The sequence below is a fragment of the Planomonospora sp. ID91781 genome, assembly GCF_015711595.1.
Taxonomy (GTDB): Bacteria; Actinomycetota; Actinomycetes; order Streptosporangiales; family Streptosporangiaceae; genus Planomonospora; species Planomonospora parontospora.
In genome coordinates this window covers 884,561-899,779 of record NZ_JABTEY010000001.1, presented here as the reverse complement: position 1 = coordinate 899,779, position 15,219 = coordinate 884,561, and the positions used below count along the sequence as shown (strand labels likewise).

13 protein-coding genes are annotated in these 15,219 nt (G+C 69.0%); 9 read left to right on the top strand and 4 right to left on the bottom strand.

Translation table 11 applies throughout. The features are described 5' to 3' along the window. Positions 1–530 precede the first annotated feature (530 nt). On the bottom strand, positions 531–2,345 hold the full coding sequence (gene dnaA / locus HS048_RS04170; protein WP_068900267.1) for a chromosomal replication initiator protein DnaA: 1,815 nt from the start codon (positions 2,343–2,345) through the stop codon (positions 531–533). Between the two features lie 546 nt (positions 2,346–2,891). Here dnaA and rpmH point away from each other — a divergent pair. The 8 genes from rpmH (at position 2,892) to HS048_RS04130 (ending at position 8,451) form a co-directional block, all read left to right on the top strand. Next, positions 2,892–3,029 carry a 50S ribosomal protein L34 gene (gene rpmH / locus HS048_RS04165; protein ID WP_010849920.1) on the top strand — a complete coding sequence of 46 codons (138 nt, stop codon included), beginning with the start codon at positions 2,892–2,894 and terminating at the stop codon, positions 3,027–3,029. Between the two features lie 114 nt (positions 3,030–3,143). Next, positions 3,144–3,524, top strand: a complete 381-nt coding sequence (gene rnpA, locus HS048_RS04160) for a ribonuclease P protein component (protein WP_068900270.1) — start codon at positions 3,144–3,146, stop codon at positions 3,522–3,524. A gap of 2 nt (positions 3,525–3,526) precedes the next feature. After that, positions 3,527–3,805 carry a membrane protein insertion efficiency factor YidD gene (yidD, locus tag HS048_RS04155; RefSeq protein WP_084008698.1) on the top strand — a complete coding sequence of 93 codons (279 nt, stop codon included), beginning with the start codon at positions 3,527–3,529 and terminating at the stop codon, positions 3,803–3,805. Positions 3,806–3,809: 4 nt separating this feature from the next. Continuing rightward, positions 3,810–4,757, top strand: coding sequence for a membrane protein insertase YidC (gene yidC, locus HS048_RS04150; protein WP_196466189.1), 948 nt, complete (start codon positions 3,810–3,812; stop codon positions 4,755–4,757). Positions 4,758–4,839: 82 nt separating this feature from the next. Further along, positions 4,840–5,340 carry a R3H domain-containing nucleic acid-binding protein gene (locus HS048_RS04145; protein ID WP_068900275.1) on the top strand — a complete coding sequence of 167 codons (501 nt, stop codon included), beginning with the start codon at positions 4,840–4,842 and terminating at the stop codon, positions 5,338–5,340. Between the two features lie 187 nt (positions 5,341–5,527). Beyond that, positions 5,528–6,238, top strand: a complete 711-nt coding sequence (gene rsmG, locus HS048_RS04140; protein WP_084008700.1) for a 16S rRNA (guanine(527)-N(7))-methyltransferase RsmG — start codon at positions 5,528–5,530, stop codon at positions 6,236–6,238. A gap of 391 nt (positions 6,239–6,629) precedes the next feature. After that, positions 6,630–7,397 (top strand): ParA family protein, encoded by a 768-nt coding sequence (locus HS048_RS04135; RefSeq protein WP_068900548.1) that lies wholly within the window; start codon positions 6,630–6,632, stop codon positions 7,395–7,397. 73 nt (positions 7,398–7,470) lie between these two features. After that, entirely contained in the window at positions 7,471–8,451 is a 981-nt protein-coding gene (locus tag HS048_RS04130; RefSeq protein WP_196466188.1) for a ParB/RepB/Spo0J family partition protein, read from the top strand. 841 nt (positions 8,452–9,292) lie between these two features. Here the strand turns inward: HS048_RS04130 and istB are convergent. Both istB and istA read right to left on the bottom strand, forming a co-directional pair. After that, positions 9,293–10,072, bottom strand: coding sequence for an IS21-like element helper ATPase IstB (gene istB, locus HS048_RS04125; protein WP_196466187.1), 780 nt, complete (start codon positions 10,070–10,072; stop codon positions 9,293–9,295). 71 nt (positions 10,073–10,143) lie between these two features. Beyond that, positions 10,144–11,679, bottom strand: a complete 1,536-nt coding sequence (istA, locus tag HS048_RS04120) for an IS21 family transposase (RefSeq protein WP_196467781.1) — start codon at positions 11,677–11,679, stop codon at positions 10,144–10,146. A gap of 390 nt (positions 11,680–12,069) precedes the next feature. On the opposite strand from istA, the gene HS048_RS04115 reads away from it, so the two are divergent. Then, positions 12,070–13,056 (top strand): WD40 repeat domain-containing protein, encoded by a 987-nt coding sequence (locus tag HS048_RS04115; protein WP_196466186.1) that lies wholly within the window; start codon positions 12,070–12,072, stop codon positions 13,054–13,056. 1,016 nt (positions 13,057–14,072) lie between these two features. On the opposite strand, the gene HS048_RS04110 is transcribed toward HS048_RS04115, so the two are convergent. After that, positions 14,073–15,125, bottom strand: a complete 1,053-nt coding sequence (locus HS048_RS04110) for a low specificity L-threonine aldolase (protein WP_196466185.1) — start codon at positions 15,123–15,125, stop codon at positions 14,073–14,075. Between the last annotated feature and the right edge of the window lie 94 nt (positions 15,126–15,219).

Here is a 15,219-nt window from a genome sequence, read left to right as displayed (position 1 = left end):
TGTTCACTGTCGCGCGCCTGCGCTGCTCCGGAACCCCTCTATGGGTCTTGAGTTTCTTCTTGAGAGATAAGTGGGGTCATCACAGTAGGGGGTGTGGAAACTGTGGACGGACCTCGTTTTCGCAGCTCACACCCTGTTTTTTCATCCACCGGGGGTGTGGGCGGAGCCTGTGGGAAACCGGCGCGCCTGTGGACGGCCGAACTCTACCCACAGGCCATCCCCAGGTGAGGGGCTCCCCATCCACCGGTAAACGATGGTTATCCACGAGGTTTCCCCAGGTTTTCCACGGGGTAGGAGACCGATTTGTCCCTGGGGAAAACTCTGCGCACAGGGCGTCCACATGTTGTCCACGGGTTGTCAACAAGTTGTCCCCAGGTTCTCCCCAGAGTTGTCCCCAGGCGGGTAATAAGGCGAGAGCGGCTCATCATCGGCTCAGCCGCCCGAAATTTTCTGATTGCCCAGGTCGTCCCTGGCCTCGGTGCTGATCCACAAGGTTTTCCACAGGCTGTGCATCATCTGTGGGGAATCGCTCACCCATTGCGCGACTGCTGCTTGATCCTCGTGGTGAGCTCGTTGACCTGGTTGTAGATCGAGCGCCGCTCCGCCATGAGCGAGCGGATCTTCCGGTCGGCGTGCATGACCGTCGTGTGGTCGCGACCGCCGAACTGCTGGCCGATCTTCGGCAGCGACATGTCGGTGAGCTCCCGGCACAGATACATCGCGATCTGCCGGGCGGTCACCAGGACCCGCGAGCGCGAGCCGCCGCACAGGTCGTCGATCGACAGGCCGAAGTAGGTGGCGGTCGAGGCCATGATCGTGGCGATCGTGATCTCGGAGTCGGCGTCCTCGGTGATCAGGTCCTTGAGCACGACCTCGGTGAGCTGCAGGTCCACCGACTGCCGGTTGAGGCTGGCGAACGCGGTCACCCGGATCAGCGCGCCCTCCAGCTCGCGGATGTTGGTGGAGATGCGGCTGGCGATGTACTCGAGCACCTCGGGCGGGGCGGCCAGCCCTTCCTGGATCGCCTTCTTGCGCAGGATCGCGATGCGGGTCTCCAGCTCGGGCGGCTGCACGTCGGTGATCAGGCCCCACTCGAACCGGTTGCGGAGCCGGTCCTCCAGGGTGATCAGCTGCTTGGGCGCCCGGTCGCTGGAGATGACGATCTGCTTGTTGGCGTTGTGCAGGGTGTTGAAGGTGTGGAAGAACTCCTCCTGCGTCTGCTCCTTGCCCTCCAGGAACTGGATGTCGTCCACCAGCAGGATGTCCACGGCCCGGTAGCGGCCGCGGAAGTTGTCGGCCTTGTGGTCGCGGATGGAGTTGATGAAGTCGTTGGTGAACTCCTCCGAGCTGACGTATCTCACCCGCGCGCCGTCGTAGAGGCTCTGCGCGTAGTGGCCGATCGCGTGCAGCAGGTGGGTCTTGCCCAGGCCGGAGTCGCCGTAGATGAACAGCGGGTTGTACGCCTTGGCCGGGGCCTCGGCCACCGCGACCGCGGCGGCGTGCGCGAAACGGTTGCTGGAGCCGATGACGAAGGTCTCGAAGGTGTACTTCGGGTTCAGCCGCGCGGGCTCCCCCGGAGTGCGGCCGCCGCGGGAGTCCCACCTGTTCTGGGCGGGGGCAGGCACGGGCGCCGGACGCTCGAAGGCGCCGGGCTCGGCGCGGGGCGGCGCCGGCTGCGGGGGATAACCCCGCCCGCCGTACCCCTGGCCCTGGTCCTGCTCCGCCGGGGGAGGCGCGGGCGCGGGCGGAGCGGGGCGGTACGGCTGCGCGTTCTCCTCCCGCTGGGGATAGTCGCCCTCGCCCTGCGGATAGGGGAAGGAGAAGCCCTGACCCTGTGGCCGGGGCTGTGGATAGTCGGTGGACGGCGGCGCGGCCGGGCGCGCCGCGGGATAGGGGTGCTGCTGGCCGGCACCCCCGTGGTGCTGGGCGTTTCCACCCTGTGCATAACCCGGCTGCGGCCCGTTGCCCTGGGGATAACCCGTCCCGGAGTCCTGGGGATAGGCCTCCCGGGGCCGGGAGGTGCCGCTCCCGGGGCGCCCGGCGTTCCCGGGGCCGCCGGCCCCGGGGCCCGGGCCGGCGTTCGCGCTCGCGGCGGGGTCCACCATGACCGCGAAACGCATCGGGCGGCCCATCTCCTGGGAGAGCGCCTGGGTGACCAGGGGGCGGAGCTTGTTCTCCAGCACGTCCCGGGCGAAATCGGTGGGAGCGGCGAGCACCACGGTGTCGTTCATGAGACCGAAGGGCACGGTCTGCCCGAGCCACGCGCGGTGGATGGGCGGGACGTCCTCATGGAGGGAACTCGCCAGCACCCGTGCCCACACCGCGCCGAGTTCCATCTCGTCCATGGCCCGGCTCCCCTCCTTCGACGCGGCCCCCCGCGAGCACACCGCGAATCCGCTCTTCGTCCACACCGATGGCCGCCGAGCGCCTCGGATCTCCCGTTGTCCACAAGCTGTCCACACGTCGGCGGCTGTGCGGCCGGTCGTGGTCCCGTCTCGAAATCCACATGGAATCCACAGCGGATCCACAAGCCGTGCACAACCCCGCACAGACGGCAAGGCCGTGTTCTACAGCGGGAAGAAGGTCCGGAGGGGCCGACAGTAGTCCGTGTCCACAGGGTGTTCAAGACGTTGTCCACAGCCTAGTGGCTGTGCAGGGGAGGCTGGGTGCACATCCTGTGGATAAAGAAACGCCGGTGGAAGAGAAGCCTGGGGGACTGTGGACGACCGGCTCGGCGGAGGCGTCCGGTTTGACCTGGGACGCATCCGACCCGTAACGTACGACGGTCGGCTTGCCACGCGGCGGCTATTTCGCATGCCCCGCATCCGGCAGGCCAGCCATGTCGAACATCCCCATGTGCTGGGGATGCGCCTCAAGCCTGGAGCCCACTCGTGAGCAAGCGTACTTTCCAGCCGAACAACCGCCGTCGCGCGAAGACCCACGGCTTCCGGCTGCGCATGCGCACCCGTGCCGGTCGCGCGATCCTGGCCGCCCGTCGCCGCAAGGGCCGCGCCGAGCTCTCCGCCTGACGCGCGTCCGCCGTGCCCGGTTCGCCGGGCCGGGCAGTGAGCGTCCTGTCGCCCGCCGACCGTGAGGTCCGGCGGGCGACAGCCGTACCTGCCCAGGGTTGAGAAGGTCCTCTCGTGCTGCCGTCCAGGTCCCGCATGCGCCGGGGCGAGGAGTTCAACAGCGCGGTCAGGAAGGGCGGCCGCTCGGGCCGCCCCACGCTGGTCGCGCACCTCGGCATGCGCGCTCCAGATCTGCGGGCCGGTGAGCCGCCCCTGGTGGGGTTCGTGGTGAGCCGCGCCGTCGGCGGTGCGGTCGTCCGCAACCGGGTCAAGCGCCGGCTGAGACACCTCATGCGCGACCGGCTCGACCGCCTTCCGCGAGGTAGCCTGCTGGTTGTACGCGCCAATCCACCGGCCGCGTCCGCGCGGAGCGAGCGCCTAGCCGCCGAACTCGACGTCGCGCTCGATCGTTTGCTCAGGCGGCGAGAGTCCTCCACGACTCGCATGGAGGGATGACGATGACGGCGCAGCAGACCGCCGGGGCCTCCCCGGCCGCCCGGACCCTGATGGCTCCGATCCGGTTCTACCGGGCCTTCGTGAGCCCGCTGCTGGGTCCCCGCTGCCGTTTCCATCCCTCGTGCAGCGCCTACGGCCTCGAGGCGATAGCCGTTCACGGCGCGTTGCGCGGCACATGGTTGACGATCCGGAGGATCGGGCGTTGCCACCCATTCCATCCCGGAGGTTTAGACCCGGTGCCCCCACGCCCGGTCCGGTCCCACGAAACGCAAGGGAGCTAGCTCGGTGGAGCTGTCCTGGCTCAACTGGCTGTACACAGCCGTCGCCCAAGTCATCACCTGGATTCACCAGGGCTACAGCACCTTCATCCCGAAGGACAGCGGGCTCAACTGGGCGCTGACCATCATCACGCTGACCGTGCTGATGCGGCTGCTGATCTTCCCGCTCTTCCTCAAGCAGATGCGCTCGTCGAAGAAGATGCAGGAGCTCGCGCCGAAGGTGCAGGAGCTGCGCAAGCGCTACAAGAACGACAAGCAGCGCATGAACCAGGAGGTCATGGCGCTGTACCAGGGAGCGGGGGCCAACCCGCTCGGCGGCTGCCTGCCGATCCTGGCGCAGTTCCCGATCTTCATCTCGATGTTCACCGTGTTGCAGGCCATGGCGGCCGGCCAGCCGAAGTTCGGCATGACGCAGGAACTGGTGAACGACGCCCGGGCGGCGCACATCTTCGGCGCCCCGCTCCCGACCACCTTCTTCTGGGACGCCAAGGAGGTCACCGCCCTCGGCGCCGACCCGGTCGTCGCCAAGGTGGTGCTCGCGATCTTCGTGGCGATCAGCTCGCTGACCACCTTCCTCACCGTTCGGCAGAGCGTGACCCGCTCGATCGCGCAGATGCCGGACAACCCCATGGCGCAGCAGCAGAAGATCCTGATGTACATCTCGCCGCTGTTCGCGATCTTCTCCCTGAACTTCCCCCTCGGCCTGATCCTCTACTGGGTCACCACCAACCTGTGGACGCTCGGCCAGCAGCACTGGTACTACAGCCGGCACCCCATGCCGGTGCTCGACGCCAAGGGGAACATCGTGACGCCCGCCCCCAAGCCGGGACTGATGAGCAAGGTGCGCAAGACCGCACCCGAGCCCGAGGCCCCGCCCGCGCCGCCGGCCCCCAAGGTCACCCGCCAGCAGCCGACCCGCCAGCCCCGCAGCAAGCGGACGGGCGGTAAGAAGTAGTTCCGGCAGATGGCGTGGATCCCGCAGGCAGGATCCACGGCGCTCCCCGACCCATCCCGACAGCACGAAGGAGTGGCTGGACGTGACTGAGGCCCAGCAGGAGACCGCGGCCAAGGCGGCTCCCGATCTCGCAGCCCTGGAGCAGGAGGGCGAGATCGCGGCCGACTATCTCGAAGGGCTGCTCGACATCGCCGACATCGACGGTGACATCGACATGGACGTCGAGGGCGACCGCGCCGTCGTCTCCGTGGTGGACGTCAAGGGCGGCGACCTGGTGGGTCCCAACGGCGAGGTCCTGGAGGCGCTCCAGGAGCTCACCCGGCTGGCGGTCCACCGGCAGACGGGGGAGCGCTCGCGGCTGATGCTCGACATCGGCGGTTACCGCGACCGCCGCAGGGCCGAGCTCCGCGAGCTCGGCACCAAGGTCGCCGGGGACGTCAAGCGCTCCGGTGAGCCGAAGTCCCTCCAGCCGATGACGCCGTTCGAGCGCAAGATCGTGCACGACGCCGTGGCCGCCGCGGGCCTGCGCAGCGAGTCCGAGGGCGAGGAGCCCCGCCGCTTCGTGGTGGTGCTCCCCGCCTGACCGCTCCGGCGGGCGGACGACCGGCCGCCGTCCCTGGCACGCCAGGGACGGCGGCCTTTTTCGTCCCTCTTGCCGGCACGGCGGATCCCTCCGGACGTCGGCTAACGTTGGTTCGCATAGCGCATGTCGGCAACGGCTCACACCCCCGGGGGTGGCCCGCTGATTCTGAGGAGAGAGTGATCATCCAGTGAGCGACCAGTTGCCCGAACCGCCCGAGGTGGCACGTGAGGTGTTCACCGGTGAGGCCTGGTCCCGAGCGGAGGCGTTCGCGGAGTTGCTCGCCGGTCCAGGAGTGGTGCGCGGACTGCTCGGCCCCCGCGAGGTGCCCAGGATCTGGGACCGCCACCTGCTCAACTGCGCGGTGGTCGCCGAGGCCGTCCCCGAGGACGTTCGGCTGGTGGACATCGGCTCGGGTGCGGGCCTGCCCGGCCTCGTGCTCGCCATCGTCCGGCCCGACATCTCGGTCACGCTCCTCGAACCACTCCTGCGCCGGACGGTCTTCCTCCAGGAGTGCGTCGATTCACTGAAACTGGAGAATGTCGAGGTGCTGCGCGGCCGGGCCGAGGAGTTCGCCGGCAAGCGCGAGTTCGACGTGGCCTCCGCGCGGGCGGTGGCGCCGCTCGACCGGTTGCTGTCCTGGGCGCTGCCGTTGCTCCGCGAGGGGGGAGAGCTGCTCGCGATGAAGGGGGAGCGTGCGGCTGAGGAACTGGCCGAGGCCGAGGCGCAATTGCGGTCCAGCGGAGTGCTGACCGCCGAGCTTGTATCCGTCGGGCACGGTAAGGTCGAGCCGCATGCAACTCTCATCCGGGTGGTCGCCGGTCGGGCCCCCGAGAGAGCCCGGCAGGCCTCTCGCCGAAAGGATCGTGCTCCGCGCCCGAAACGGGCGCGAGGCCAGTAGACGGACCGAAAAGCGAGTGCAAGGCCAAGGAGATCCGGTGAGTCGAACGCTCCCCGGCGCGAGCGCCGGGCTCTCCACGCTGGACGATCGCGGACGTGTGATCACCAGCGCGGCGGGTGGTCTCGGCTGGCCGGCGACCCCCCTCCTTTCTCCGCCCGGCAGTCCCTCAGGCCTGGGATGGCCGGCCTCGGCTCCTCCCGTCGCGGCCCAGCCGGTGGAAAGGAAGACGACCGTGACCCCCAATCCCCTTAACCCCGGCGAATCGCCGCTGGTACGAGAGGCACTCAGCTCAGTGGTTTCACGTGAAACATCGCCCCAGAACACCACGGTCGCTTCCGGTAACTCCTCGGCGACCCGGGACGGCGACTGGCCCCGGCCACCCAAGACCCGGATCTTCACCGTCGCCAACCAGAAGGGCGGCGTGGGAAAGACCACGACGTCGGTCAACCTGGCGGCGGCACTCTCCATGCACGGTCAGCGCGTCCTGGTGGTGGACCTCGACCCGCAGGGCAACGCCTCGACGGCCCTGGCCATCGAGCATCGCGGCGACGTGCCGGACATGTACAAGGTCCTGGTGGAGGACATGCCGCTCATCGAGGTGGTGAAGGAGGTCCCGGACATGCCCGGCCTCTACTGCGCCCCCGCCACCATCGACCTCGCGGGCGCGGAGATCGAGCTGGTCTCCATGGTGGCCCGCGAGGCCCGGTTGCAGCGGGCGCTGGCCGCCTACGACGCCATCGAGTTCGACTACATCCTCATCGACTGCCCGCCCTCGCTCGGCCTGCTGACCGTCAACGCGCTGATGGCCGCGAACGAGCTGCTGATCCCGATCCAGTGTGAGTACTACGCGCTGGAGGGCCTGGGCCAGCTGCTCCGGAACGTGGAGCTGGTCCGCGCCCACCTGAACCCCACCCTCGACCTGTCCACCATCCTCATGACGATGTACGACGGCCGTACCCGGCTCGCCTCGCAGGTCGCGGAGGAGGTACGGTCCCATTTCGGTGACACGGTGCTGAGCACGCTCATCCCGCGGAGCGTGCGTGTCTCCGAGGCGCCCAGCTACGGGCAGTCGGTCATGACCTACGACCCGGGCTCCAGCGGTGCGATGGCCTACATGGACGCCGCCCGTGAGATCGCCTACCGCGGCGCGGCCGTGTGAGCGGCGGGGAGGGCCTCGGCGGTGCCGCCGCGGACACTACTGAGGGCGAGACGTCGAGCCTTGGGGAGGGGCAGTGAGTAAGCAGCCGAGAGGACTGGGCAAAGGGCTGGGGGCACTGATCCCCACGGCTCCCCCGCCTGCGGAGCCCACCGCACCCGTCGGGTCCGGCGCGACCGCGACCATGGTGGCTCCGGAGCCGGCTCCTCGGGAGCAGAGCCTCAAGCCGGTCGCCGGCGCCTACTTCCTCGAGGTCCCGGTCGGGGACATCGTGCCGAACCCCCGGCAGCCCCGGGAGATCTTCGATGACGAGGCGCTCAAGGAACTGGCCGCCTCGATCAAGGAGGTCGGTCTTCTCCAGCCCATCGTGGTCCGGAGGGCGGGGGACGACCGGTACGAACTCATCATGGGGGAGCGCCGCTGGCGGGCCTCCACGATGGCCGGGCTGGAGCTGATTCCGGCGATCGTGCGGGACACCCAGGAGGACAAGCTCCTCCTGGACGCCCTGATCGAGAACCTCCAGCGCGAGCAGCTCAACGCGCTGGAAGAGGCGGCCGCCTACCGTCAGCTCCTGGACGATTTCGGCGCCACCCACGAACAGCTCGCCGCCCGCATCGGCCGTTCCCGCTCGCACGTGACGAACACCATCCGGCTCCTCAACCTCCCGCCCCGGGTTCAGAACCGGGTGGCGGCGGGCACGATCAGCGCGGGCCACGCCCGGGCCCTGCTGAGCCTGGATGATCCAGCCGCACAGGAACGCCTCGCAGACCGGATCGTGGCCGAGCTCCTGTCGGTCCGCGCCGTCGAGGAGATCGTGGCGATGGGGGACGCTTCGGCGGCTTCCGCCCCGGCGCCTCGCGCTCCGCGGGCCAAGCCGGAGGAGGACCCCTCGCTCCGCCGCCTGGCGGACAGACTCTCAGACCACTTCGAAACCCGGGTGAAGGTGGACTTCGGCCGCCGCAAGGGACGCATCGTGGTGGAGTTCGCGACCATCGACGATCTGGAGCGCATCATCGCGACGATGGCTCCAGGATCGGTGGAACCACCGGAGGAGTAGCCCTCTTCCTCACTAGGGTCCCGCTGTGTTTCACGTGAAACACAGCGCGACCTTTCCTTTGGTCCGGTCCGTTCGTGTGGTGGTTTCCCGGCACATGCCGGGGGCCGGCGCCGTGCGGTGAGCGAGTGCGACTCCGTTCGTGTGGTGGTTTCCCGGCACATGCCGGGGGCCGGCGCCGTGCGGTGAGCGAGTGCGACTCCGTTCGTGTGGTGGTTTCTCACCGCGTGTCACTGGGCCGAGTCCGGTTCTGGTCGGGTCCGGTTCGGGGCGGTGGTCGGTGTGGGGGCGCACGGGGGCGGGCCGGTGGTCCTGGCGGCCGTCGCAGCTGGACTCTGGTGGGTTCCGGCCTCCGGCCTGGACTCGGGCGCGCGGGGTTCGGGCCTTTATACGCCGCCAGGACCACCGGCCCGCCCCCGTGCCCGGCTGCTGCGCCGTACCGATGCGGGCCGTAGCGTCTCGCTCTCCGGCCGCCCAGCGGTCCCGCCGACGCTGAAGCGACCGGTACGGGTCCGGCTTACGGCGGCTCGCCGTAGCTGAAGCCATCGTGGCGGGAAGGAGCGCAGGGCTGAGCACCGCAGTTTCATGATCTGCCGACGGTCCTGCGATGCCCCTTTGTCGACTCGGATACGCTGCCGCACATGTCTGGCCAGTGGTCGTGCTCTGATCCGGAGACAGCGAGCGAGCTGTCGACCGATATGCATTTTCTCATTACGGCAGCACCCGAGCAGGCCGAGGCGGTGTGTGGACGGTCAGGAGCCTCTCCAGGTAGGCGGCCAGCCTGATCCAGGCTGGCGGCCATGAAATCTCCAGGTAGACGGACATGTAACGTCCAGATGGACGGTCAGGTGAGAGGGACGACGCCCTTTCCGGCGAGTGCTTCGGCCAGGCGATGGGACTCACCGCTGGTCTCGACCATGTGAGCGTGGTGCATGAGGCGGTCGACGGTGGCGGTGGCCATGGTCTTGGGCATGATCGTGTCGAAGCCGGAGGGATGGATGTTGCTGGTGACGGCGAGACTGCGGCGTTCGTAGGCGGCGTCCACCAGGCGGTAGAAGGCTTCGGCGGTCTCGTGGCTGACCGGGAGCAGGCCGATGTCGTCGACCACGATGATGTCGGAGCGGCAGATCCTGGCGATGGTCCGGGCGACGCTGCTGTCGACTTTGGCGCGGCCGATGGTGACGGCCAGGGTCTCCAGAGTGAACCAGGACACGCGCAGATCGGCGTCGATGGCCTCGTGGCAGAGGGCTTCCATGAAGTGGGTCTTGCCGGTGCCGGACGGGCCGGAGATCACGCAGTTCTCGCGGCGGCTGACCCATTCCAGGGTGCGCAGGGCGTTCTGGGTGGCCTGCGGGATGGATGACAGCTCGCTCTTCCAGGACTCGAAGGTCTTGCCGTTGGGCAGGTTGGCGCTCTTGCGCCGGCTGCGGCGGGTGGCGTTGTCGCGGCCGACGACCTCCTCGGCGAGCAGGACCCGCACCACTTCGGCGGGGTCCCAGCGCTGAGCGCGGGCGGTGGCCAGCACGTCGGGTGCGGCTTTGCGGGCGTAGGGAAAGCGCATCCGGGTGAACAGCGCTTCCAGTTCGGCCGGGATGGGTGGCGCCTTGGGCAGCGAAACGCTCATGTGTAGTCTCCGAGTGGTGTGAAGTGGTCAGGCCGCCGAGGTCGGCATGGTGGTTGATGTCGGCGGTCTGGTCAGTCCCCGTTCCCGCGGCGTTCCCGGGGTGTCCCGCGGACGGCGGCCCAGGAGGCGGTGCCGGGCTGGGCGGAGTGCTTTTCATCGGCCATGGAGGTCGGACCGGCAGCTGAGCTGCGGGCCAGGTGGTCGCAGATGGACGCCAGATCACTCTCGCCGAAGCGGCCGTGGATGGCGGCCAGGCCGAGTGCGGCGTCGACGCGCTCGGCACCCACCAGCGAGGCGAGTTCGATCGCGCGGGCCATCTTGGCGCGGATGCGGGCGACGCCGGTGGCCGCGGCTTCGATCAGCCAGGCCTCGGCTCCCGGTCCGATGGCCAGGAAGCGCTCTTCGGCTTTGGTCTGCGGCCGTGGCCGGGGCTGGCGGGGGCCGTTGCCGCCGGGGTGGTCCGGGTAGTGGGCCTCGACGATGCGGGGCCGGCCCGGGGTCGACAGTTGGTGGCGCCAGAGTTCGGCCAGGCCGGCGCCGCCGGTCTGCTGCCGACCCGGCCCGTCGTGTGCTCGCCGGCCGACGATGACCAGTTCGTCGCCGTGGACGCGGCACCAGACCTTCCGGCCTTCGTGGCCGGGCGGCACCGAGTAGCGGACATCGCCCCAGCGGACGGTGCGGTCCTCGCCGACCATGCGTTCCTCGCCGAGCGCGAGTGCGTAGGGTTCGGCGGGCAGTGCGTGCAGGTGAGCGCGTTCTTCTTCGAGCATGTGGGCGGGCAGGCGGTGGGTGGCCCGGTGCGTGCGGTGGTTGACCTGCTCGCTCCAGCGGGCGCAGGCGTCCTCCAGTTCGGTGAAGCTGCCGTAGCTGGAGCGCAGGTTCGTGGTGGTGGGCACCAGATCGGCTTTGGCGATCTTCACGGTGTTCTCCACGCCGCCCTTGGACTCGGGATCGAACGGCTCGCAGGTGTGCACCACGCATCCGTAGTGGCGGCCGAGTTCGACCATCTGCGGGTGCCGGACCGGGATCTTGGCGATGTGTTCGACGGTGACCGTGCGCGGGTTGTCGGTCAGCAGATAGGTGGGCGCTGCGCCGATGGTCCGCAGCGCCGCGTCCAGGCAGGCGGTCAGCGAGCCGAGCGTCTGGTCCCAAGCGGGCAGCACCACGCGGAACTTCGACCAGGCCAGCCAGGCACAGAACAGCTGGGTGCGGCGTCCGGCGATGCGCGGTCCTTCGCCCCAGTCCCACTGCAGCCACATGCCCGGCTCGGGGATCCAGGGCCGGTAGACGCGCCGCCGGCCTGCCCGCCACGACTCCTTGATCGCCGCCACGGCACGCCGGGTGGTCCGTTCCGAGCCGCGAAAGCCCATCGCCACCAGGTCTTTGTGCACCACATCGGCCCGGACCTTGCCGCCTGAGCGCTCGACCTTCTCCTCGATCTTGGCCAGGAACGGATCGATCGACCTGGTCCGCGATGCTCGCTTCGACGGGACGCCGCCCGCTTCGCGCATCGCGACGTAGCGCTGCACCGTCTTGGGATCGCATCCGGCCAGTTGCGCCGCTGACCAGGCGCATCCGGTCAGGTCGTAGGCGCTGAAGATCTCCATCAACTCCGCGTCGGACTTGGTCACAAGGCTCCTCCCGGTCGAAACGGCTGGTTACCTCGTCCGCCACTCAAACCGGGTGAAGCGTCGCCATGCGCCTGGGACACACGAGCAAGATCGAGAGATTACGTGGCCATCGACCAGGATTTCCGATGTCCGTCTACCGGGATCCTTCTGGCCATCTACCTGGAGTCACCTGCCCGCCCACCTGGATTTTTAGATGGCCGCATACAGCGGTGCTGGATGCGCAGGCACGTCTGGCGGCGGTGTACCGGACCTCTGTTCACTTCCACCGCGGAGCATCCGACACCGTCCGGCGGCAGGTGCCGGCACTGGACGCGGCACGGTTGGGTGACCCCGAGCTGGCCGCCCGGATCACCGCGACACGGCTGGATGATCACCCCCGCGCATTGGAGTCCGGCCTGGGCCACCGGGTCGGGTTTGGTCGATGCGCTTCCGCATGCCCGTACGAGCCATGACGCCGAGGTACGCGCAGTCGCTGTGACGGGAGACGGCCGATATCTCGTCTCCGCCGATGACGGAGGCGAGGTACGGCTGCACGATCTGGCGACCGGAGCGCGGATCGGAAGACCTGTCCGCGACGGCGGTGGTGTCGGCCAGGTGACCGTGGCGGTCATCGGTGACAGCCCGCTGTTGATCACCGGTAGCGGCGGTGAGGGAGCCATACGGGTGTGGGATCCCGTCACCGGCCGGCGAACCGGCGAGGTGCTCACCGACGCGGGTCACGCCCCGGTTCTGACCGCCGCGACACTCGACGGACGCCTGGTGGTGATCTCAGGCTGCCTGGACGACACGGTGCGGTTGTGGGATCCGGCCACCGGTCAGGCGCTCGGATCACCGCTCGTCGAGGAGTGCCGCCTGCTGTCGGCGGCCACGGCGTCCTTTCGTGATAGGGCGATGGCAGTCACCGTGACCGACCTCGATGGGGACAACGGCTATGGGACGGTGCACGTCTGGGAGCTGGGCACCGGGCGACGGATCGGGGTGCCGTTCGGTGACGGCTGCGAGGTGTCCTTGGCCGCGGTGGCGTCAGTCGAGGAGCGTCTGATGGTCGTCACTAAGGGCTGGGACCACACGGTGCGCATCTGGGATCCTCTGACCGGCCGGGAGACCGCATCCGTGGCCGATGACGTCAGAGCTCATACGTTGATCACCTCGACCCTGCAGGGGAGGCCCGTCGCCGTCAGCGGGGAATGGTGGGACGGGCACGGGAGAGCACGAGTGTGGGATCTGGCCACAGGTCGGCAGGCGGGTCCGGCACTGGTGTTCCCGGCCCGGGTCGCGGCATTGGCCGCCACGCCGTCAAGCTCCCTGGCGGTCGGTTTCGGTTCCGACATCGCGGTTCTGGATCCGCGCTGAGGTCACCGATTCACAGACAGCGCCGTACCTGGCTCCTTCGCCCCACGACGATCAGGAAAGCAACGGACATGAGTCGTCCGGCAACGGCTTCCATCGACCGATGTCCTCTGTTCGCGGTCCGCACCGAGGATGGAGACTGTGAACGGACAGGATGATCTGTTGGTGGGTGGTCACCGCAGTTCGGTCTCGCGGTCAGCAGAAATGCCGGTAGATGGTCGTGAAGGGGGACGGGAGACGGTCACGGCCATGAGCACCGGCTGAGATCATCAGCTGAGTCCCCGGATGCGGAGGCTGGCCCTCTCTCCGAATGACACCCTGCGGTGCTCAGCCCTGCGCTCCTTTCCGCCACGATGGCTTCAGCTACGGCGAGCCGCCGTAAGCCGGACCCGTACCGGTCTCCGAATGACACCCTGCGGTGCTCAGCCCTGCGCTCCTTTCCGCCACGATGGCTTCAGCTACGGCGAGCCGCCGTAAGCCGGACCCGTACCGGTCGCTTCAGCGTCGGCGGGACCGCTGGGCGGCCGGAGAGCGAGACGCTACGGCCCGCATCGGTACGGCGCAGCAGCCGGGCACGGGGGCGGGCCGGTGGTCCTGGCGGCGTATAAAGGCCCGAACCCCGCGCGCCCGAGTCCAGGCCGGAGGCCGGAACCCACCAGAGTCCAGCTGCGACGGCCGCCAGGACCACCGGCCCGCCCCCGTGCGCCCCCACACCGACCACCGCCCCGAACCGGACCCGACCAGAACCGGACTCGGCCCAGCGACACGCGGTGAGAAACCACCACACGAAACGGAGCCGGAACCACCGGCCACCGCACGGGACTCGACCCTGCGGGATGTGCCGGGAAACCACCACATGACCGGAGCCCGACCCGGCCGAACCATCGGCCACCGCACGGAGCCGGCTAGAACAGTCGGCTGCAGTGTTTCACGTGAAACGTACGGCCTGGTGGACGCTGTCCCGGGCGGGATGCCCGAGAGACGGCCGGTGTTTCACGTGAAACACGCGGGCCGGTGCTTCAGGATCCCGCCTGTACGACGGCGCGGATGTCCTTGACGAAGGTGTCGATGTGCTCGGGCGTGGTGTCGAAGGCGGCCATCCAGCGGACCACGTTCTCCGAAGCGTCCCACGTGTGGAAGAGATAGCGCTGTTGCAGCTCGGCGATCGCCTTCTCCGGAAGGGCGGGGAAGACGGCGTTGGACTGAACCGGGTAGCGGAGGGAGACGCCGGGGAGATCGGTGACGCCGTCGGCGAGCCGATGGGCCATCGCGTTGGCGTGGGCGGCGTTCTCCCGCCAGAGGTCGTCGGTGAGGAGCGCGGTCAGCTGGGCGGAGACGAAGCGCATCTTCGAGGCGAGCTGCATCCCCTGCTTGCGGAGGAACAGCGCCGGTGCGTCCAGCTCGGGGCGGAGGACGACGAGGGCCTCGGCGCCCAGGGCCCCGTTCTTGGTACCGCCGAAGCTGAGCAGGTCCACTCCCGCGTCAGTGGTCAGGGCGCGCAGCGGACAGCCGAGCTCGGCGGCGGCGTTGGCCAGGCGGGCGCCGTCCATGTGCAGGAAGAGGCCGTTGGAGTGGGCGAACTCCGCTAGCTCGGAGATCTCGTCGGCGGTGTAGACCGTGCCGCACTCGGTCACCTGGGAGATGGAGATGATGCGCGGCTGGGCGTACTGGGTGTTCCCGACGACGGAGAGGTGCTCGCGGACGTCGTCGGCGGTGATCTTGCCGTCGTCCGCCGGGAGGGGGATGAGCTTGGCGCCGAGGATCCGCTCGGCGGCGCCGCACTCATGGGTGTTGATGTGCGCCGTGGCCGGGCAGAGCACGGAGTCGTAGGGGCGCAGCGCCAGGCCCAGCCCCACGACGTTGGCCCCGGTGCCGTTGAACATCGCGTACGCCCGCGCCCGCGCACCGAACTGGCTGCGGAAGGCGTCTTCCATCGCCTGGGTCCAGGGGTCGGCGCCGTAGGCGGGAGCGTCTCCGGCGTTGGCTTCCGCGACGGCCGCGAGCACCTTGGGATGCACGCCGGCGTGGTTGTCGCTGGCGAAGCTCTTGGGAAAGAGAGTGGAGGTCAGCACAGTGCCAGCGTATGGGAGCCGCCCTCCCCGCCGATCAGGCGGTGCGCCGGTCCGCCCGGAGGCGGGAGGGCTTCACCCGGGGGCGGGGAGGCGC